Source organism: Psychrobacter sp. H27 (genome assembly GCF_059072655.1).
The window spans coordinates 1736895-1757281 of the sequence record NZ_JCACRX010000001.1 but is presented as its reverse complement, the minus strand read 5'-3'; the positions used below and the strand labels follow the sequence as shown (position 1 = coordinate 1757281).

The window sequence follows — 20387 nt, the reverse complement described above, 5'->3', positions numbered from 1 at the left end:
TGATCGCGTCGCTAATAATAGCTATTCATTTGTCTTTTACGTCAACATGCACTGGGTCATGTTGCTGTGTTGGAATGTGCAAGGTCAATAATAAGTATGTCTACTCATTTTTTTGGTATCGCGTATACGCTCATCAATAATAAATATGATGAAGACAGTAAGATGACCTAAAAATATGGTTTGGACTGGGTTGCTTAAAATAGGCTATTGAATATAACACCCAAGATAAGGCATAGAATCAGCAATTATTTGCTGTAGTAGAGGGTGATAAATAATTTGCCACACAACGATCGTTGCCTGACATAAAGTTACCACACACGAATCAGTGCTAAAGAGACGTGACAATAGCGCGATAAATGTGACAACATGCTAAACTAAAATAATCAGGCGTAGCGCCTTATTGCATAACAATGTCACATACCAATCAAGTCAGCCATTATAGCATTAGCTACCAAATATAAAAACAGGCGAATAATAGCACAAAGTCATAAAAAATCATTACCCAAATTTGAACGATACCGTTATGATGCCTATCATCGTGAGGGTGTCACCGAAAGTCGCTACACGCTTGTTTTCTTGCCACTACTTTGTTCGTCTAACAGAAGGAATAGATATGACCGCTAATACCGCAACAGAAACCTTGATTCATAAGGGCAACGGTCTACAGGTCGTGGTCGGTTTGGGACAGTCTGGACTATCGGTAGCGCACTATCTTGCCAAGCAAGGTTATCAAGTAGCAGTAACAGATGCACAAGCCGCGCCTAAGCTTGCGGATCAACTGCCAGCTGATATTGAAATTCGTCAGTTTGGGGCGATCGATGCAGAGCTACTACAGCAAGCAGCACGTATTATTATCAGCCCAGGTATCTCGCTTGAAACCGATGCCGTGGCAGCAGCCCGCCGAGCTAATATTCCAGTCGTCAGTGATATTCAACTGTTTTGTGACGCATGTACAGTACCGATAGTAGCCATTACAGGCTCTAATGCCAAAAGTACCGTGACTACCTTAGTTGGGCAAATGGCAGCAGATGCTGGCGTTAATGTGGGTGTCGGTGGCAATATTGGCGTGCCAGCACTGACTTTGCTTGATAATACGGATATGGAGTTGGCCGTGTTAGAGTTGTCTAGCTTTCAGCTAGAAACCGTTACTAATTTAGGTGCAAAAGTCGCGACGGTACTCAATATGTCGCCCGATCATTTAGATCGTCACGGTGATATGCTTGGTTATCATCAAGCCAAACATCGTATCTTTCAGGGCGCCAAATCAGTAGTCATTAATCGTGAAGATGCGCTCACCCGTCCATTAGTGGCAGACAACCTACCAAGAATCAGCACAGGTATTCATGCTCCTGATAAAGGACAGTACGGTCTTATTACCGATACGGAAGGTCAGACTTATCTGGCGCGCGGTACAGAACGGTTACTGTCGGCGGACAAACTGTTGATTAAAGGTCGTCATAATCTGCTAAACGCGCAGGCTGCTTTAGCGCTTGGCGAGCTTGCAGGGTTACCTATCGAGAGCATGCTGGATACGCTGCAGCATTTCTCAGGACTTGAGCATCGTTGCCAATATGTAGGGAACGTTGCTGGTATCGACTATTTTGACGACTCTAAAGGCACCAATATCGGTTCTACTATGGCTGCTATCGAAGGGTTGGGCGCGGTCTATGCCCCAAAAGATGGCAAGCTGCTACTGATTTTGGGTGGGCAAGGTAAAGGTCAGCAATTTGGTGAGTTGACTCCTTTTATCAATCAATACGTAAGTCAGGTAATACTCATCGGTGAAGATGGACAACAGATTGAGCAGCATTTGCGAGCGGCCAAACTCAGTGATGATGTCGCATTACATCAATGCCAGACACTAGAAAACGCGTTTGTAACGGTTCAGCAAGTGACGATAAGCAGTCTTTCACAAGTGCAAGCGGTGCTGTTGTCACCTGCCTGCGCGAGCTTTGATCAATACAGTGGCTATGCTGCTCGCGGCGAGCACTTTAGTAAATTGGTCGAACAGTTAGGTGCGACACAATCAGATAACACGATTATCAGCTAAAAGTCTCGATCAGCCAAACGCTCTGATCAGTCAGCTCAGTCGTTGTGGCAGTAGGCATTAGATGGTATTTTCTTTATAAACGATTGTTTTGCTTATAGATTGCTGCTACTGTCACCATAACTGGTTTGATGCTTAGATAGGTGGTAGTTCACGCATCTTTTGTTGCTCATGACTGTCCTATCATCCTCTATCTGGTACGATTTACTTTATCATTTTTTAAACGGTGGCGTTTTATAGACGCCGTGTTTCTTCGTTCGTTAGTGTATATAAAATTATGGCGCTCTCTTCTTTTTTTCGTTCCTCGTCTCAGACCAAGCAAGCCTCTGGCACAGATGGTGTGCTTTCTATGCCATCAGCACGTGCAATTTTACTATCGAGCGTAGGCTGCATGATGGTGCTTAGTTTACTGATGGTCGCATCTGCTTCTATTCCTTTTGCGCTCAGCCGCGGTATGACAGAGCTGTATTTTTTCAAAAACCAGCTGTTGTACATGATGATTGGTTTGATCGTCGCTGTTATCCCTTATTATAGTGTGTCGCTGCGAACGCTTTATAAGACTGAAACCCAATTTCTTTTACTGGGTATCACAGGTCTGTTGCTAGTGGCAACGCTATTTAGTACACCTATTAATGGTTCTAAGCGTTGGCTGACGTTAGGCGGTTTTAATTTTCAGGTCGCAGAGTTGGCCAAGCTGGTCATGATTGTGTTTGTCTCTGACTTTGTGGTGCGCCGTTCGTTTGAGGTGCGTAATGGTCTCGATGGTTTTTTGCGAATTATGCTGGTGGTAGCGCTAATCACTATACTGCTCTTATCACAGCCTGATTTTGGCTCGTTTGTCGTTATTTTAGGGACACTATTCGCGATTTTTTATATCGCTGGTGCCCCTTACAAGCACTTCTTAGCATTAGGTGCGGCGGCTATTGGCGGTGCTGTACTGATGGTGACTACGGCAGAGTACCGATTGGTGCGTGTCATGTCTTTTATGGATCCATTTGATGATGTGCAAGATACTGACTACCAGTTAGCACGTAGTTTGATTGCTTTTGGGCGTGGACAGTTCACGGGTGTCGGCTATGGCGAAAGCGTACAAAAACTATCGCATTTACCTGAGGCTCATACTGACTTTTTGTTGGCGATTACGGGTGAGGAGTTAGGCTTTGTTGGGGTCAGCATGGTGTTGGTGCTCGAAGCACTGATCATTGGTAGTGCGATGCGCATCAGTTACAACGCACTCAAACGTCGTCAAATGCGCATGAGTTATACGGCGTTTGGTATCGGTGTGGTATTTATTGCGCAGACAATTATTAACGCGGCGATGAATATGGGTGCCATTCCAACCAAAGGCCTCACTATGCCATTCTTTAGTTATGGTGGATCTTCGATGTTGATCAGCCTAGTGATGGTTGCACTACTACTGAAGATATATAAAGAAAGTCCTGAAATCGAAAAGAGCCAATGCCGCTACTATTAAAAGATTTTAATTAGTAAAACATCTGAGTTAGCTTATACATTTTATGAGTAAGACCTAAAAAAAGCGCCGCAAATAGTGGCGCTTTTTGCTGTCTACTGCTATTAAGGGTTCCTTGGTTCTCATCAACAGAGTAAATTTAGCTGCTGCATACCTTGTAGCGGTGCATTGTCCCACTGTGCAATGGCTTGGATGAGCATATTGGTTGGCGTGTCGACATCGACTTTTGGTTGCCGTAGGAGTGCCAGTCCATCAGTGATAAGTTGGCTTGGATCCGATGTGTCTATTGGCTGCGCGAGGTTTTGCTTGGAGAGCTTTTGACCATCTGCATTATTAATTAACGGCAAGTGGTACCAATGGTCGATCGTTGGTAGACCCGCTGCCTGCATAATACTGATCTGCGCTGTGGTCATCGGCAGGATATCCAAACCACGCATGATATGAGTAACCTGTTGTAGACCATCGTCGATACTGGCGGCTAATATGTAGTTGATCATACCATCTTGACGACGCGCTACCATGTCTCCTAGTGTCTGCTGTGGATTATCCCATTGCTGACCCTGAATACCATCATTAAAACCGATTTTATAGTCTGGTAGCTGTATACGTAATTTATGCTGCTGCCTATCAAGATGGGTTGCCACACAGCGCCTTGGATAACGCTGCCGGTTTGGCTGTTTTTGATTGACTGGTGTTTCAGTATGGGTCTGGCTATGATGTCTATTGATATCTTCTTGTGCCCAGTACTGCTCTAAGTCTTTGCGTGAGCATCGGCAGCCGTAGGTTAAGGGGCGCAGCGATGAAGACAGGTAGTCATTGTAAATATCGATACGTTCAGACTGATAGATGACGTCACCGTCCCAGTGCAATCCAAGTATTTCTAGATCCATCAAAATCTGCTCAGTGAACTGCTTGTCACAGCGCGCAGTATCGGTGTCCTCGATGCGCAGCAACCATTGGCCACCGAGCGATTTTATATGACAGAAGCTAGCAAGTGCCGTGGTAAAAGAACCCAGATGCAGCTCACCCGTAGGTGATGGCGCAAAACGGCCAATAGGCTGTGATAATCTGGGTTCAGTTGGTGTATCAGTATAAATATTTTTCAAAATAAATAACTATCGATAAAAATGATAGAGATAGAATAATAAAGATCGGTATCAAAAGATATTTATTAAATGAAATTATTTTGTTAGTAATGGCAGCTTTGCGTCGATCATATATTTGAGAGTAGAGTAGGGGTGGTGGTTAAGAAAAATGATAGTCTTGTAAAAGCAAAAAGCGACCCATGATGTGGTCGCTTCTGCTTACGTATGGTTATCTGTATACCGCTTAAGCCCCTTGGTTTTGGCGCTCTTTGATCTCTGACAAGGTTTTGCAGTCGATACACTGCGTGGCTGTTGGACGAGCTTCGAGGCGACGTAGACCAATCTCTACACCACAGGTTTCACAAAATCCATAGTCATCATTTTCGATTTCTAACATAGACTTGTCGATCTTGCGGATGAGCTTACGTTCACGATCACGTGTACGTAAGGCAAGCGCAAACTCTTCTTCTTGAGTTGCACGGTCATTGATGTCAGGCATCGCACTTGACTCATCTTGAATGTAGTTTTTGGTACGATCCGCTTCGCCAATCAGTTGGTTTTTCCATTCCAACAAAATTGACTTAAAATGCTCTAACTGTGCGTCAGACATGTACTCTTCGTCTTTGGCTGGCACATAGGGAGTAAACTTGACTTCACTTGGATTCGTGGTCACGGTGCTCATATGGGTATCCTACTTTTTCAAATTAATTCAATAAAACGACGTATCAAAAGACAAGACGTTATCAGTTTTACAAACGCTATAAGTTGTCCCTTTATCAAACGTTTTACCACTTGGTGATACAAGTAACACAGCTGATCAAATAATATCGTTATTTTAGTATATCGGCATACTCTGACTCAGGTATATTGCTATGCAAATCTTTAGTTCAATAGCACTGCTCAAATCGTATTATAAATGATTGACTATTAACACTTAGCTTGTGGTTTCTTGGCCATCCTAGCTATTATTCTATTGCCTAATTTTAAATATTAGACCGTCCTCGCTTCATTTTACAAGTTGTATCATTGTTTATAGTAATAATGAAGTTATTTTTTATTTTGATCTCGTTTTTTCTTAATTCATTAACTTGTACAATCTTGGTCAATATAGGCTAAGCTCATAGTGGGCAAGGGGTGGAGCTATTATCTGTAGTAAAAAATATGGCCATTAAGTATCCAGTCTTTCAACCCAGCTTGCAACCTTTCCATTGTTGGCTAATTGCAACCAGCGGTAGCCTGGTAGGCCACTTTCATCATAAGCAAAATCGTGCGAATAAGGTTTGAACTGGTAGCAGGTAGACGGTGTGCTATAGACGGTAACCCCTTGGCGATAACGAACTTGCTCTTGATGAGTGTGACCACTAATAATGACTTGTAGATGCTCAAAAGGCGCCATATGCTCCCAAAAACTCTCCGTGTTTGTTGCCATATGGGTATCAATCCAGTCAGAATCCACTGGTATGATGTGGTGGTGTAGAGCAACGAGCGCTGGCTTATCACAGGCATCAAGACATTCGCACAGCCAATCAATATCAGTGGTTGTTACTTCACCTGCTACCTTGCCTGTAATCGATGAGTCTAGCAATAGTAATTGCCAGTGATCTCCCTCAATCCTATGCCGGCTGAGCAGACGTGAGTCAGCTGGCTGGGCAACGAGCGACCTCTGAAAAAACGGTAGGTGTTCGCCCTCCTCGTCAGTCACGTCATGATTGCCAGCGATACAAACAAAAGGGATTTGAGTCGCTTGTAGGACAGCAAATATGTGGTCGTAGGTTGACAGCCTTACTTTATTCACCAGATCGCCGGTCACAATGATCAAGTCGCAGCGAATATCTTCACTCAGTGCTTGCTGGAGTACTGTCTCAAAGCTGCGCTGACAATTGCCAGCATCGTTGTAACCACTGCTATCAATATCAGCAGCGACAGGCGTGGATAAATGCAAATCAGTGATTTGTAAAATATTCATCTGTTCATCGGGCGTACTGATCTTATTGACAGGATAGCTTGGCATTGGGTCAGTCCCTTATCGAATCAAAACAATGGTCATTGTGAGAACGAGTGTGGATAAATGATCTACTATTTTTAATGGTACATGTGCCTATTATAACGGTTATCAACACCGATTGGTGACGAGTCACAATAGTGAATCGCGACGCGCAGTGGTAAACCAATTTTATAACATAAAGCCAGTTAAAGCTCTAGTAATATTGGTGAAATAAAGTTGAACAAAGTTTCTAGAAATCTTCATTACAGCCTGAACGCCAATGAACTATGGATGACGTGCTGAACGAAATTTTATTTTGGTTAGCTTCGAAAAAATCAGAGCGATAAAAAATAAAGCTGCTAATATCAATACAATAGAGAGGCCCGTTTGAATATCTAACCAGATACTTCCCCATACACCCAGTGTCACCCCCAGCTGAGCGATGATAAATGCGATAATCACCATTTGTTTTGGTGATGATGACCATAAGCGGGCAGTCAATGCAGGCAATACCAGTAGCCCACTGATTAATAAGCTACCAACGGCTTGTAAAGCAACGGCACAGAACCCTGCAAGTAAGCCCATAAAAAACAGCCGCTGACGGGTCGGATTAATACCTTGGATACGCGCCAATGCCTCGTGGGTGGCCAGTTTGATTTGAGCGGGCCAAATATAACTGAGCAGGCTTAAGCCTACGAGTGCGCACCCTGCGAGTAGGGGCAACTCATCCCAACCAAGCTCCAGTAAATTACCGAATAAAAAACCAAGCACATTGGCTTGTTGGTCTGTCAGCTGGGTCAAGGTCAACAAACCCAAACACAGCAATGACACCGCAACAACGGCCAACACTGCATCAGCAGGCAAACGCTCATCATCAATCAAAACCAGCCCTAACACTACTGCGATACTGACTAACGCAACGCCAATTCCCATTGGCATCTGCCACCAAGCTGCTAGAGCTACGCCCAGCAAAGTACCATGTGCTAACGCATCAGCAAAAAAGGCCATACGTCGCCACAATACCAAACAACCTAAAGGTGCCGATAGTAGCGCTAAAATACTGCCAGCGATCCAAGCAGGAGCGATAATAGCTAACCATGAGGTCATAATAAATATCCATGAAATTTTATAGAGCTTAATACTGCACTGCTAAATGTCAAAACATTGAAACCAATACAGCTAAGCTATAGAGTATGTGATGCTAAGGGTTATAGTTCGAGCTCGTTTGGTGCATGGTGCTGGCAAGCATGTGGCTGATGCACGTAAGGTTGTTCATAATAATGACCAAACAACTTTTTAAACTCGGTACTGATGGCTAGCTCGCTGGGTTTTCCTTCGCAGCAAATATGCTTATTGAGACAGATAACACGTCGACTGCCTCTCATAACCCAGTGCAAATCATGGGATATCACCAACATGGCACAACGTAAAAAATCTGGCAATTTATCGATAAACTGATACAGCCAAACCTCTGTATCAGGGTCAAGCCCTTGCATAGGTTCATCCAGAATCAATAAGTTGGGTTTGTCTAACAATGCTCGGGCAAGCAACACTCGCTGCGCCTCTCCGCCCGATAAATGCAACATTTGTCGCGATAATAAGTGTGTTAACGATAAATTATCAAAGATAAACTGGCGCTGCTCAGCGGTAAGACGTTTTTTATCTGCTTGATCCAATAGGTCGCTGACTCGCAATGGCAATATTGGCGGTACGGTAAATCGCTGTGGTACGTAGCCAAGCTGTAGTGGTTGGTGTGCCGTGATGCTGCCTTTGGTCGGGTCAATTAAACCTAAGATGAGTTTGACCAGTGTAGATTTTCCAGCCCCGTTAGGCCCAACGAGACTCACGGTTTCGTTGGTTGCAATGTCGATATCAATGTTCGAGAGAAGACGTTGCGGCCCAATATAATAGCTGATATTGCGTAGGCTCAGCAGTTGACTAGCATCGTTCACAATATTTTTATCCATAATAGGGGCAACTGGCCGATTAGAGGGTAGGGTAGACAGGCTCATAATATGACAACAAATAGATAAGTAAAGGGGAGGGATAACCAGAATATAAGTGTTAAGAACCAATAGAACAGTATTAAAAGAAAGGTAGGCAGTATTGACGGGTCGCTGAATTTATATGTTACTGACAAGCCTGACACCGGCCACTGAGTTCGATCACGCTGCGCTCAACGACAAAGCCTACATCTTGCTCAGCAAAGCTCATCATCTCTTGTACCGGTAAACTACTACACTCTTGAACCCGCTGACACTGATCACATATTAAAAAGGCGGCCGTGTGCCGTGCTCTGGGATGACAGCAAGGAACATAAGCGTTGATAGACGTCAGCTGATGAATCAACCCTTCGCTCAACAAAAACTCTAAGCTGCGATAAACGGTTGGTGGCGCAACGTTTTTGGGGGTGCGCTTCTTAACAGCTGGTTCGTCCACAGGCGTCTTCGATATATCATCTGTTTCAGACAGTCGCATTTGCTGTAATTGAGTGATTAAGTCATAAGCGCCAACAGGTTGATCAGATTCTAGTACCAACTGGTATATCTGCTGGCGTAGCGGCGTAAACCGTGCCCCATTCAAGCGGCAGTGCTCCTTTGCGGCTAGCAATCGCTCAGTAACGTCATGCGCAGTCAAATCTTGCACATCATGCAAATGCTCACAGAGTGACGGAGTAGTAGACATAGTATAGGCTCCTAAAAATAGCATGGTAATCGTATGACGTTTTTTATGATAGCGTTTTTTGTTGTTATAGTATAACATAATAAAGCTGAAACTATAACTACAGATCCGAATCAGCTGTTTTAAAGCCGCTACAGACAGCCAGACACGCTGTTCCCATATGTGTGTCTCCTTCTTAAAAGGAGCCTTACAATAAAAACGATGATTCGCATTGTGGTTACTTGTTAACTAAAGAACGACTTTAAATAAAGAATGACTCATTAACCAAAGAGCTTGCTATGAACGCTATTGTTACTTATTTTCGACGCTCAATCATCATGCTACAACGCTTACTGATTACAGGACTAGTGATAGGATCTTTTACATTAAGTACGCAAGCTGCGACGGTCAGTGTGAGCAACTATCCGATGTTTTTACTTAGTGAAGCGGTCACTGATGGCACACCATCGGCCAATAGAATTCTACAGGCAGGCGATGTTGGGCATCATGGTAGCGTTAGTCCAAGTGATATGAAAGCTATTAAAGACAGTAAATTTGTTGTTTGGTTTGGGCCTGCATTAGAAAATAGTCTAACGGGTAGTTTGAAAAATGCACCCAACGCCATTGCTATGTTTGAGTTTGATGCCTTTAACCGTTATCCGCTGCGTGATGTAAAAGGCGAGGCGATTGAAGGTACGCTAGATCCGCACATTTGGCTCGATCCTGAAAATGCCAAAGCCATTACCCGTGCACTAGCTGTGATTCATAGCCATGCTAATCCAGAGCATGCAAGTACTTATCAAGCCAATGTCAAAAAGTTTGCTGAACGTATGGATAAAGCCGTTGCTGACGTACAGCAAGGCACACAGACAGATCGCCCTTACTGGGTATATCATGACGCTTATCAATATATTGAAAAAGCGGCGCATATAAAATTAGCAGGTAGTCTAAGCCCCGATCATCATATCTCTCCAAAAGCCAGCCAGCTACTTTGGTTAAATAAAAACCGTCCTGTTGAGCAAATGTGTATGGTCAACCAAGGTAGTGTTTCAAAAGGTTTGCTTGCTAAGTTACAGCCAGTTAATACAACCATCCAAGTCGAAGATATGAGCAACAACAGCGAAGATTTTGTTAGCAGTTGGCAAACTATGGCCCAGCAAATCAATCAATGTATAACATCATAAACGTGATATACACTACACCACGGGTCATATAGAGATGTTCAAGTAATGGCGTGATTTGATTTTGATAGATGAAAACACGCCATCGTCGTAAGTCTGTGAGTTAGGTGACTGATAAAGGTCATATTTTACTTGCTTAATAGTAATGGTCTCCTTATAATAAGTGGCGTTTTATTTTGGTTTAAAGGTAATGCCTGTAGAGTAAGTCATTCACGGATAAAAATATGGCAAGTATGCTATATTGTCCCAATGCTGAAAGGCTATAGGAATATCGATGACCAAGCCTGCCAAACGCACGCAAAAAGATAAGATTGGCATCTATATCAAACGGCAAGCATGGATATTGTTTATTTTTATCATTGTTGCTTGGATGGTAGATACTACTTGGTTACGTAGTGAGCTTACAGTAGCAAAAAGCGCCGCAATCGGGGCATTGCTCAGTTTCACGACTCAAGCCGTATTTGCTTTTTTTATCTTTTGGTACACAGGATATCGCGCGCGCCAACATATCGTTAGCCAGCTATATCGAGGTCAGATGGCAAAGTGGCTGTTGACCGTGTTTGGTTTCGCACTAATTTTTATTACCGTACAACCCCTATCTGCGCCTGCGTTGTTTATCGGTTTTATGGTAATGCAAATTAGTCACAGTTGGATGTTGTGGCATATACGCTAGCGCTAATAAATGATTAGATGATTTATTAATAGTACTGGCAAGTCACCCTGCCGTCCAACTTCTCTATGACTAGTTCGGAAAGTCAAAGCACAAAACTGTCTTATGGCAGCACTAATGATCATGAAGACCGAAGTATGAGCCTCTACGTTAGGCGCAGTATGCAACGACACAATGATAGGGTAGGGCGGACGCAGCCATAACTGTCATTAATAATGAACTTTTTACAGTTTAATTATGAACGAAAAGCTATATTAGCAATCGTTGTTGTCAGCTAACTTATTCATACAATGGATAATAAGATCATAATAGACTTTACACGAATACAACGCTGCATTAATATAGGCAGCTAAATATTTTGCTTATAAACGCTACATTGAGCGTCGGTCGTAAAAACGGCCAATAGGCAAGCACATGTATAATAATTTTGCGTATAAAAATGCAAGGGCTATTACTGAGTTATCATAAGCCCTTTTTTGATAGCTAAAATTTATGTCACGCTATCAGATATAGCATTAGCAATAGAACTATGGGTTGGATGTTATTGGTTACATGGGCGCTTTAGTATGATTTATTTGCTTGCTTAATAGCACCACAAATAAAAACGCTAAACCCATCAGATGACAACCATATTTTTGGTAGTTGATTAAATCGTTGATTAATAAGAAGCTTACATTATGGCATCCGAGCAAACATCATCAGAATATATCTCTCACCACTTAACGAACTGGACGTACGGCTACTTGCCGGGCGAAGGTTGGAAAGTTGCCTACAATGCTGAAGAAGCAGGGTTAATGGGCTTTAATGCTATCCATCTTGATTCTATGCTATGGTCAATCGGTCTAGGAATCTTATTTTGTGCCGTCTTTTGGATGGTTGCCAAAAAAGTAACCTCAGGCGTACCAGGTAAAACTCAAGCAGCGGTTGAGATGATCGTTGAGTTTGTTGATAACAACGTTCGTGATTCTTACAGTGGTACCTCAAAATTGATCGCGCCACTGGCGTTGACTATTTTTGTCTGGATCTTCTTGATGAACTTGATGGATTTGATACCGGTTGACTTTATTCCAGGTCTAGCTGGACAGATCGGTGCCGCTATGGGCCATGATCCAGATCATGTTTTCTTCAAGATTGTTCCAACGACTGACCCTAACATTACGCTTGGCATGTCGTTCTCTGTCTTTGCACTGATTATCTTTTATAGCATTAAAGAAAAAGGTTTGGGCGGCTTTATCGGTGAGTTAACACTACATCCGTTTGGTGCCAAAAACCCAATCGTACAAGCGATTTTGATCCCGATCAACTTCATCCTAGAAGCAGTTACTCTAATAGCTAAGCCTGTATCACTTGGTCTACGTCTATTCGGTAACATGTATGCTGGGGAATTGATTTTCATACTGATTGCTCTAATGCCATTTTGGATTCAATGGGCGTTATCGGTACCGTGGGCTATCTTCCACATCTTAGTTATTACACTTCAAGCGTTCGTATTCATGATGCTGACGATAGTTTATATGTCGCTTGCATCATCAACTGAACATTAATTAGACATTCAATAGGTAAATGAGGATACATCAATGGATCCAGTATTAGGTGGTTACACAGTTATCGCAGTAGCACTACTTATCGGTCTTGGCGCACTTGGCACAGGTATTGGTTTTGCTATTCTAGGTGGCAAATTCTTAGAAGGTGTTGCACGTCAACCAGAGCTTGGCTCACAGTTGCAAACTCGTATGTTCATCGTAGCAGGTCTTCTTGATGCTATTCCGATGATCGGTGTTGGTATTGCTATGCTATTGTTGTTCGCTAACCCTCTAGCAGGTTAATCCGAAAGCTCAGTTGTAAATGTTTGGTACTCAAGAATTTTCTATCACATATAGTCAAGATTTGACTGCCAAACATGATCAATGAAACTGATTTTTCATTAACAAAGAGGTGATCACGTGAATATCAATTTTACCCTCGTCGGTCAAGCCATTGCTTTTGCAATATTTGTGGTTTTTTGCATGAAATTCGTGTGGCCACCACTTATCGGTGCCATCAATGAGCGTCAGCGTAAAATCGCAGATGGCTTAAATGCCGCAGAAAAAGCAAAAGCAGATTTGGCGACCGCGGAGCAAAGTGTCCAGCAGGAACTTGATCTTGCAAAGACCAAGGCTGCTGCATTAATCGAGCAAGCCAACAAAAGTGCTAATCAGCTTGTCGAAGATGCAAAATCGCAAGCCCAAGCGGAAGGCGAGCGTATTCGTCAACAAGCTCAAGCATCTATTGATCAAGAAATCAATCAAGCACGTGAATCATTACGTGCCCAAGTTGCTGAGCTGGCTGTACTTGGTGCAGAAAAGATTTTGCAAGACAAAGTCGATGCGCAAAAACATGCCAGTATGTTAGACCAACTGGCGGCGAAGCTGTAATTGTGAGGATATAATGGCTGACTTATCAACCTTAGCACGACCGTACGCTAAAGCCGCGTTTGACTATGCCAACGAAAACGGCGCAGTAAATGAGTGGGAAAACTTCTTGCTTGTTGCTAGCACTGTTGTCGATGACAAGTCGTTCAGTACTTGGCTAGACAATCCAGCTGTTTCTGCTGAGCATAAGTCAGCTGCTTTGGTCGATCTTTATGATACGCAAGTAGCTAGCGCTAATGACTCTGCTCTTAAGCAGTTATTAGATGATGCTCAAGGTAATAACCTTGGCAGCAACGCCAGCTATCCAAAAGTATCAGTAGCACTTAGCAATTTCGTTAAACAGTTATCAGAACAAGAGCGTCTAGCGCTGCTTCCTGAAGTTTATGAGCATTATCGCCGTCATAAGGCAGTAAGCTTAAAGCAGCTTGACGCATATGTGACCTCTGCTTATCCATTGACTGATGAACAGCGTCAAATGCTACAAACGCGTCTTGCTACCTCGCTAAATGCGAGTGTAGTGATTCACGAAACAGTTGATCCAAGCCTATTGGCAGGCGCTACAATCAAAGTCGGTGATAAAGTCATTGATGATTCGATGCGCGGCAAGTTACAACAGTTAAAAACACAGCTAACTGCCTAATGCCATGTATCGGCGCAGACATATAATACAATCTGCGTGATAGTAAGAGCATTTAAGTCAGTGGGCGGGTTATCATAAATTAAAGGAAACAAGGCAATGCAACAATTGAATCCAGCGGAAATCAGTAACCTGATTAAGCAGCGTATTCAAGACCTTGATGCGGGTGCAACTGCAAAGAATGAAGGCACGATTGTCAAAGTATCTGACGGTATCGTGCAGATTCATGGTCTTGAAGATGCCATGTACGGCGAAATGATTGAGTTTGAAGGTGAAGTCTATGGAATGGCGCTTAACTTAGAGCGTGATTCTGTTGGTGCAGTAGTACTAGGTGACTTCCTAAAGTTACAAGAAGGTCAAAAAGCCTATTGTACTGGTCGCATTCTTGAAGTACCCGTAGGTCCTGAGCTGCTAGGCCGTGTTGTTGATGCTTTGGGTAATCCTATTGATGGCAAAGGTCCTATCGATGCCAAAATGACTGACAAAGTCGAAAAGATCGCTCCAGGCGTTATCGATCGTCAGTCAGTAGATCAGCCAGTAATGACCGGTTATAAAGCCGTTGATACCATGATTCCAATCGGTCGTGGTCAGCGTGAGCTTATCATTGGTGACCGTCAGACTGGTAAAACAGCGATGGCTATCGATGCGATCATCGCACAGAAATCATCTGGCATTAAGTGCGTGTACGTGGCTATCGGTCAGAAACGTTCGACCATCGCTAACGTGGTACGTAAACTTGAGCAAACTGGTGCATTAGAATATACCACTGTTGTGGTTGCTTCAGCATCAGAGCCTGCCGCACTACAGTATATCGCACCGTACTCAGGTTGTACGATGGGCGAATACTTCCGTGACCGCGGCGAAGATGCATTGATTGTATTTGATGATTTATCAAAGCAAGCGGTTGCTTATCGTCAGATTTCACTATTGCTACGTCGTCCGCCAGGTCGTGAAGCTTATCCTGGTGATGTATTCTATTTACACTCACGTTTACTTGAGCGTGCATCACGCGTAAACGCTGATTATGTAGAAAAGTTCACTAACGGTGAAGTGAAAGGTAAAACTGGTTCTTTAACCGCATTGCCTATTATTGAAACCCAAGCCGGTGACGTTTCTGCATTCGTACCGACTAACGTGATCTCAATCACTGATGGTCAGATCTTCCTAGAGTCTAGTTTATTCGCTTCAGGTATCCGTCCAGCAGTCAACGCTGGTATCTCGGTATCTCGTGTGGGCGGGGCCGCTCAGACTAAGATCATCAAAAAGCTATCTGGTGGTATTCGTACTGCTCTAGCTCAGTATCGTGAACTAGCAGCATTTGCTCAGTTTGCCTCAGATCTTGATGACGCAACTCGCGAACAGCTTGATCATGGTGAGCGTGTAACTGAATTGATGAAGCAGAAGCAATACCAGCCGATGTCAATCTCTGAGCAAGCAGCCGTTATCTATGCTTCAAACGAAGGCTTCTTAGCTGACGTTCCTGTTGAAAAGATTGGTTCTTTTGAAGAAGCATACTTGCGCTATATGCATGATGAGCAAAGTGAATTGATGCGTGAGATTGATGACACTGCGAACTACAATGATGATATCGCAGGTCGTTTAAAGTCAGCGTTAGAGACCTTTAAACAAAATCACAGTTATTAATTTAACGGGTTAAGCCGAAATGGTTATAACTGTCGTTTGAAAAGTGGCGCGTTGTCTGACTAGATATTTGCGCCACTGTTTTAACCATTACCGGTATTAGATCGCGTAATGCCACAAGATATAAAATGTTATTCTATAAGAGTGATGTTGCATATCAAATGATTGTCGCATGCGCCAATGCTTTTTAACCCTCTTATATTGGAATCATTATGGCAAGCTTAAAAGAGATACGTGCCAAAGTCACCAGTATTAAAAGCACCCAGAAAATTACTCGTGCTATGCAAATGGTAGCGGCAAGTAAGATGCGCCGTGCTCAAGAGCGCATGGAAGTGGGTCGCCCGTATGCTGATAGTATGCGCCGGGTTATTTCACATTTGGTGCATGCCTCATCAGACTACAAACATCCGTATATGGTATCGCGTCCAGTCAATAAGGTTGGCTATATCGTCATTACCTCTGACCGTGGCCTAGCGGGTGGCTTGAATATTAACCTATTCAAAGCTTTATCTAAAAGTATCCAAGATTATCAAGATCAGTCAGTACAAGCTGAGTTTGCAGTCATCGGTGCCAAAGGTGTGAGCTTCTTCAAAAATTTTGGTGGTAAAGTCACATCGGCTGTGACCGATTATGGCGATAAACCAACGTTTGAGCAGTTGAATGCACCAGTTCAAGCGATGCTTGAAGACTATAGTAACGGCAATATTGACCGTATCTATGTGGTCTATAACCGATTCGTCAATGCGATGACTCAGAAACCAACGGTCAATCAGTTGGTTCCTCTACCAGAGCAGTCATTTGATGATGAAGACAGTGGTCTACAGACAGAACTTAGCTGGGATTATATCTACGAGCCTGATATCAAGACATTGATTGATGAATTGCTTGGTCGCTATATTGAGTCGATTGTTTATCAAGCGGTAATGGAAAACATTGCCTCTGAGCAGTCTTCACGTATGGTTGCGATGAAAGCGGCAACAGATAATGCTGGTGACCTTATTAACGATTTACAGTTGGTTTATAACAAGCTGCGTCAAGCGGCGATTACCCGAGAAATCTCGGAAATCGTTGGCGGTGCTGCTGCTGTTTCATAATTGACTACACCTATATATAGAAGTTCAAGGAGAACGCAATGAGTAGCGGTCGTATTGTACAGATTATTGGCGCGGTTCTTGACGTTGAGTTCAACCGTAATGAAGTTCCTCAGATTTTTGATGCCTTGCAAGTAGATGGTACCGAAACCACCCTAGAAGTACAGCAACAGCTGGGTGATGGTATTGTACGTACTATTGCAATGGGTTCAACCGAAGGCTTAAAGCGTAACCTACCTGTTACCAACACTGGTGCACCGATTTCTGTGCCTGTAGGTACTGGTACGCTAGGTCGCATCATGGATGTTCTTGGTCGTCCTATCGATGAAGAAGGTCCTGTTGCTGCTGACGAAAAATGGTCTATCCACCGTGAAGCGCCAAGCTACGCGGATCAGTCAAACAGCACTGAGCTGCTAGAGACTGGTATTAAAGTTATTGATCTACTTTGCCCGTTCGCTAAAGGTGGTAAAGTTGGTCTATTTGGTGGTGCTGGTGTTGGTAAAACCGTTAACATGATGGAGCTGATCAACAACATCGCTCTAAAACATGAAGGTTTGTCAGTATTTGCGGGCGTCGGTGAGCGTACTCGTGAAGGTAACGATTTCTATCACGAAATGCAGGAAGCTGGCGTTGTAAACACTGAAGACTTTAGTAAGTCTAAAGTAGCAATGGTATATGGCCAGATGAATGAGCCACCGGGTAACCGTTTACGTGTTGCACTGTCTGGTTTGACTATGGCTGAGTACTTCCGTGATACCAAAGATCCTGCCACTGGCAAAGGTCGTGACGTATTATTGTTTGTTGATAACATCTATCGCTATACACTAGCCGGTACAGAAGTATCAGCCCTGCTTGGTCGTATGCCATCAGCGGTTGGTTATCAGCCAACACTAGCTGAAGAGATGGGTATGCTGCAAGAGCGTATTACGTCAACTCAGTCAGGTTCTATCACGTCAGTTCAGGCGGTATATGTACCAGCGGATGATTTGACTGATCCATCACCTGCTACAACGTTTGCTCACTTGGATGCAACGGTCGTACTAAGCCGTGATATCGCATCACAAGGTATCTATCCTGCGGTTGATCCACTCGATTCAACGTCACGTCAGCTAGATCCACAAGTGATCGGCGAAGAGCATTACAATGTTGCTCGTGGTGTTCAGGAAGTTCTACAGCGTTATAAAGAGCTTAAAGACATCATCGCTATCTTGGGTATGGACGAGTTATCAGAAGAAGATAAACTGGTTGTTTATCGTGCTCGTAAGATTCAGCGCTTCTTGTCTCAGCCATTCCACGTTGCTGAAGTCTTCACTGGTGCACCTGGTAAATACGTACCATTACGCGATACTATTGCTAGCTTCAAAGCAATCATCGCTGGTGAATACGATGACCTACCAGAACAGGCATTCTACATGGCTGGTAGCATCGATGAAGTTGTCGCTAAAGCTGAAAAAATGAAGTCTTCTGCAGCGTAAGCTGTATGAGCATGAGCTAATGAGTAGATACAACATAACTCTTGTATCTACTCTTCAGTAACGCATCGCAGTTTTACTGTTTTTTGATCGCGCTTTGATGGTAAGGAATTAAGTATGGCAACGTTACAATGTCGCGTCGTAAGTGCTCGTGAAGAGTTGTATTCAGGCGAAATTAGCATGTTAATAGCTACTGGTACCGAAGGCGAGATTGGTGTATTGCCAGGTCACACACCGCTTATTACTTTGTTAAAGCCAGGTGCAATGCGAGTGCAAACACCAAACGGTGAAGAAGAAATAATTTATGTCTCAGGTGGTGTATTAGAAGTACAACCTAAGATGGTTACCGTATTGGCTGACACCGCTATGCGTGCAAGCAATCTTGATGAAAGTAAGATTGTCGAAGCTCGCAAGAAAGCTGAGCAAATGCTAGTAAACCAGTCTGATACACTACAGACTAATGCAGCTTTAGCCTCACTTGCAGAGTCAGTAGGACAGCTACAGACTATTCGCAAGTACAAAAATCGCGTGTAATTTATCACTGTTAGTTATAGATAATAATCTGAAGCTAACAGTGTAGTTGAAGACAGAAAGCAGTCCATTATATGGGCTGCTTTTTTATGTCTGTCAGTTTGAATTTGCCAATGCTATGGCTGCTACTTTTACTTATATCAGTGTTTGGACAGATAAGTATTTTATGAGCCTCCGTTAATTATCGTTTGAGAACAAGATAATATTGAATTTCCTTAAAATGCCACTAGCAGTAAGGGTGATATGTGGTTATATTAGACTATGAAATATCGTAAGTATGGAGTGATACTGTGGTGCGTCTGTGCGATGTAAGACACTAACATTGGTTATTAAGATGCGCTCTGGTCGTAAGTATTTAACGAAAACTAAATTACTGCCTATTATTGAGATAGGTAGGATTATTCTTGGACGCAAACTAAAGTTTTATTAGAGGTAGTTTATAGGTTTTGTTAACGACTATCAGCTATAGTATAGGAAGCTGTAGGTTTAATAGTATACTGTGCTACCAAGTTTGTAACAGCTATACGAACATCAATTGTACCGCTTTATGGTGCTATTAATTTTACCGCTCTTACTTTTACTGCTTTTAAATTAGATGTATTAGAGGATATAACAATGACAACGACTGAAGAAGACAACACCCCCCGAATCCTGATTGTTGAAGATGATGAGCGTCTGGCCATGTTGACTCAAGATTACTTGGTCAAAAATGGTTTAGAAGTGGCAATTGAAACTGACGGTAACCGTGCTATTCGCCGCATTGTCAATGAACAACCAGATATGGTCGTACTTGATGTCATGCTACCTGGTAGCGACGGATTGACAGTTTGCCGTGAAGTTCGCCCGCACTATCAAAATCCTATTTTGATGCTGACTGCGCGTACCGAAGATATGGATCAAGTATTGGGTCTAGAGATGGGTGCTGATGATTATGTCGCCAAACCTGCTCAGCCGCGCGTATTGCTCGCTCGTATCCGTGCTTTATTACGTCGTTCAGAAAACGCACCATCAGAAGATGTGCCGCAGCGTTTAGAGTTTGGCGAGTTAGTCATTGACAACGGTGGTCGCTCAGTCAATCTAGGTGATGAGCTGGTTGATTTTACTAGCGCTGAATATGATCTATTGTGGTTACTTGCTTCTAACGCAGGTCGCATTTTATCTCGTGAAGATATCTTTGAGCGTCTACGTGGTATTGAGTATGATGGTCAGGATCGTTCAATTGATGTGCGTATTTCACGTATTCGTCCAAAAATCGGTGATGATCCAGAAAATCCAAAGCGTATCAAAACCGTACGTAGTAAAGGTTATCTGTTTGTGAAAGAAGGCAACTAAGATTACTGCATCTACGTAGTGATTAATTATTAGTCATTTTCGAAAAAAACCAGCATCTTTGCTGGTTTTTTTGTGGCTAAATTTTAACTTTTGAACTTAAATGCAGTGTTATGTGGTTTAATTAACCCATTATTATAGACACTGATCGAATATGGGTGACTTGTATCTATATT

19 protein-coding genes are annotated in these 20387 nt (G+C 43.1%); 13 read left to right on the top strand and 6 right to left on the bottom strand.

Features of this window, described 5'->3' with window-relative positions:
• Positions 1 to 613 precede the first annotated feature (613 nt).
• Together murD and ftsW are read left to right on the top strand one after the other, a co-directional pair.
• The gene (gene murD / locus AC5JPY_RS07100) at positions 614 to 2050 is read left to right on the top strand and encodes a UDP-N-acetylmuramoyl-L-alanine--D-glutamate ligase (protein WP_443526735.1); all 1437 of its coding nucleotides are present in this window, start codon (positions 614 to 616) and stop codon (positions 2048 to 2050) included.
• A 274-nt stretch (positions 2051 to 2324) separates the two neighbouring features.
• On the top strand, positions 2325 to 3521 hold the full coding sequence (gene ftsW / locus AC5JPY_RS07095) for a putative lipid II flippase FtsW (RefSeq protein ID WP_443526734.1): 1197 nt from the start codon (positions 2325 to 2327) through the stop codon (positions 3519 to 3521).
• A gap of 122 nt (positions 3522 to 3643) precedes the next feature.
• Here the strand turns inward: ftsW and gluQRS are convergent, their stop codons facing one another.
• From gluQRS to AC5JPY_RS07065, 6 genes are all read right to left on the bottom strand, one after another.
• Positions 3644 to 4624, bottom strand: a complete 981-nt coding sequence (gene gluQRS / locus AC5JPY_RS07090) for a tRNA glutamyl-Q(34) synthetase GluQRS (RefSeq protein ID WP_443526732.1) — start codon at positions 4622 to 4624, stop codon at positions 3644 to 3646.
• 223 nt (positions 4625 to 4847) lie between these two features.
• Positions 4848 to 5285 carry an RNA polymerase-binding protein DksA gene (gene dksA, locus AC5JPY_RS07085; RefSeq protein ID WP_319051992.1) on the bottom strand — a complete coding sequence of 146 codons (438 nt, stop codon included), beginning with the start codon at positions 5283 to 5285 and terminating at the stop codon, positions 4848 to 4850.
• A 486-nt stretch (positions 5286 to 5771) separates the two neighbouring features.
• Positions 5772 to 6614, bottom strand: coding sequence for a metallophosphoesterase (locus AC5JPY_RS07080; protein ID WP_443526730.1), 843 nt, complete (start codon positions 6612 to 6614; stop codon positions 5772 to 5774).
• Between the two features lie 258 nt (positions 6615 to 6872).
• On the bottom strand, positions 6873 to 7694 hold the full coding sequence (locus tag AC5JPY_RS07075) for a metal ABC transporter permease (protein ID WP_493852317.1): 822 nt from the start codon (positions 7692 to 7694) through the stop codon (positions 6873 to 6875).
• Positions 7695 to 7795: 101 nt separating this feature from the next.
• Entirely contained in the window at positions 7796 to 8554 is a 759-nt protein-coding gene (locus tag AC5JPY_RS07070) for a metal ABC transporter ATP-binding protein (protein ID WP_443526821.1), read from the bottom strand.
• A 163-nt stretch (positions 8555 to 8717) separates the two neighbouring features.
• The gene (locus AC5JPY_RS07065) at positions 8718 to 9272 is read right to left on the bottom strand and encodes a transcriptional repressor (protein ID WP_443526727.1); all 555 of its coding nucleotides are present in this window, start codon (positions 9270 to 9272) and stop codon (positions 8718 to 8720) included.
• 275 nt (positions 9273 to 9547) lie between these two features.
• On the opposite strand from AC5JPY_RS07065, the gene AC5JPY_RS07060 reads away from it, so the two are divergent.
• The 11 genes from AC5JPY_RS07060 (at position 9548) to AC5JPY_RS07010 (ending at position 20214) form a co-directional block, all read left to right on the top strand.
• Positions 9548 to 10432 (top strand): metal ABC transporter solute-binding protein, Zn/Mn family, encoded by an 885-nt coding sequence (locus AC5JPY_RS07060; RefSeq protein ID WP_443526726.1) that lies wholly within the window; start codon positions 9548 to 9550, stop codon positions 10430 to 10432.
• A 271-nt stretch (positions 10433 to 10703) separates the two neighbouring features.
• Positions 10704 to 11102, top strand: coding sequence for an ATP synthase subunit I (locus AC5JPY_RS07055; RefSeq protein WP_443526725.1), 399 nt, complete (start codon positions 10704 to 10706; stop codon positions 11100 to 11102).
• Between the two features lie 674 nt (positions 11103 to 11776).
• On the top strand, positions 11777 to 12643 hold the full coding sequence (gene atpB, locus AC5JPY_RS07050; protein WP_443526724.1) for a F0F1 ATP synthase subunit A: 867 nt from the start codon (positions 11777 to 11779) through the stop codon (positions 12641 to 12643).
• Positions 12644 to 12676: 33 nt separating this feature from the next.
• The gene (gene atpE, locus AC5JPY_RS07045; RefSeq protein ID WP_010197960.1) at positions 12677 to 12925 is read left to right on the top strand and encodes a F0F1 ATP synthase subunit C; all 249 of its coding nucleotides are present in this window, start codon (positions 12677 to 12679) and stop codon (positions 12923 to 12925) included.
• A 117-nt stretch (positions 12926 to 13042) separates the two neighbouring features.
• Positions 13043 to 13513 (top strand): F0F1 ATP synthase subunit B, encoded by a 471-nt coding sequence (locus AC5JPY_RS07040; RefSeq protein ID WP_493844142.1) that lies wholly within the window; start codon positions 13043 to 13045, stop codon positions 13511 to 13513.
• A 13-nt stretch (positions 13514 to 13526) separates the two neighbouring features.
• Positions 13527 to 14150 (top strand): F0F1 ATP synthase subunit delta, encoded by a 624-nt coding sequence (locus AC5JPY_RS07035; protein WP_443526721.1) that lies wholly within the window; start codon positions 13527 to 13529, stop codon positions 14148 to 14150.
• A 96-nt stretch (positions 14151 to 14246) separates the two neighbouring features.
• Complete coding sequence (gene atpA, locus AC5JPY_RS07030) at positions 14247 to 15791, top strand: F0F1 ATP synthase subunit alpha (protein ID WP_319052002.1); 1545 nt, start codon at positions 14247 to 14249, stop codon at positions 15789 to 15791.
• Between the two features lie 209 nt (positions 15792 to 16000).
• Positions 16001 to 16882, top strand: coding sequence for a F0F1 ATP synthase subunit gamma (gene atpG / locus AC5JPY_RS07025; protein WP_443526718.1), 882 nt, complete (start codon positions 16001 to 16003; stop codon positions 16880 to 16882).
• Positions 16883 to 16920: 38 nt separating this feature from the next.
• Positions 16921 to 18354 carry a F0F1 ATP synthase subunit beta gene (gene atpD / locus AC5JPY_RS07020; RefSeq protein ID WP_443526717.1) on the top strand — a complete coding sequence of 478 codons (1434 nt, stop codon included), beginning with the start codon at positions 16921 to 16923 and terminating at the stop codon, positions 18352 to 18354.
• 114 nt (positions 18355 to 18468) lie between these two features.
• Positions 18469 to 18885, top strand: coding sequence for a F0F1 ATP synthase subunit epsilon (locus AC5JPY_RS07015; protein ID WP_261869167.1), 417 nt, complete (start codon positions 18469 to 18471; stop codon positions 18883 to 18885).
• Positions 18886 to 19497: 612 nt separating this feature from the next.
• A complete protein-coding gene (locus AC5JPY_RS07010) occupies positions 19498 to 20214 on the top strand; it encodes a response regulator (protein WP_058023509.1) in 717 nt (238 codons plus the stop codon).
• Positions 20215 to 20387: the final 173 nt, after the last annotated feature.

Coding starts and splice junctions, on each gene's coding strand:
- murD (WP_443526735.1), top strand. CDS start 614: ATGACCGCTAATACCGCAACAGAAACCTTGATTCATAAGGGCAACGGT.
- ftsW (WP_443526734.1), top strand. CDS start 2,325: ATGGCGCTCTCTTCTTTTTTTCGTTCCTCGTCTCAGACCAAGCAAGCC.
- dksA (WP_319051992.1), bottom strand. CDS start 5,285: ATGAGCACCGTGACCACGAATCCAAGTGAAGTCAAGTTTACTCCCTAT.
- AC5JPY_RS07080 (WP_443526730.1), bottom strand. CDS start 6,614: ATGCCAAGCTATCCTGTCAATAAGATCAGTACGCCCGATGAACAGATG.
- AC5JPY_RS07075 (WP_493852317.1), bottom strand. CDS start 7,694: ATGACCTCATGGTTAGCTATTATCGCTCCTGCTTGGATCGCTGGCAGT.
- AC5JPY_RS07070 (WP_443526821.1), bottom strand. CDS start 8,554: ATGGATAAAAATATTGTGAACGATGCTAGTCAACTGCTGAGCCTACGC.
- AC5JPY_RS07065 (WP_443526727.1), bottom strand. CDS start 9,272: ATGTCTACTACTCCGTCACTCTGTGAGCATTTGCATGATGTGCAAGAT.
- AC5JPY_RS07060 (WP_443526726.1), top strand. CDS start 9,548: ATGAACGCTATTGTTACTTATTTTCGACGCTCAATCATCATGCTACAA.
- AC5JPY_RS07055 (WP_443526725.1), top strand. CDS start 10,704: ATGACCAAGCCTGCCAAACGCACGCAAAAAGATAAGATTGGCATCTAT.
- atpB (WP_443526724.1), top strand. CDS start 11,777: ATGGCATCCGAGCAAACATCATCAGAATATATCTCTCACCACTTAACG.
- atpE (WP_010197960.1), top strand. CDS start 12,677: ATGGATCCAGTATTAGGTGGTTACACAGTTATCGCAGTAGCACTACTT.
- AC5JPY_RS07035 (WP_443526721.1), top strand. CDS start 13,527: ATGGCTGACTTATCAACCTTAGCACGACCGTACGCTAAAGCCGCGTTT.
- atpA (WP_319052002.1), top strand. CDS start 14,247: ATGCAACAATTGAATCCAGCGGAAATCAGTAACCTGATTAAGCAGCGT.
- atpG (WP_443526718.1), top strand. CDS start 16,001: ATGGCAAGCTTAAAAGAGATACGTGCCAAAGTCACCAGTATTAAAAGC.
- atpD (WP_443526717.1), top strand. CDS start 16,921: ATGAGTAGCGGTCGTATTGTACAGATTATTGGCGCGGTTCTTGACGTT.
- AC5JPY_RS07015 (WP_261869167.1), top strand. CDS start 18,469: ATGGCAACGTTACAATGTCGCGTCGTAAGTGCTCGTGAAGAGTTGTAT.
- AC5JPY_RS07010 (WP_058023509.1), top strand. CDS start 19,498: ATGACAACGACTGAAGAAGACAACACCCCCCGAATCCTGATTGTTGAA.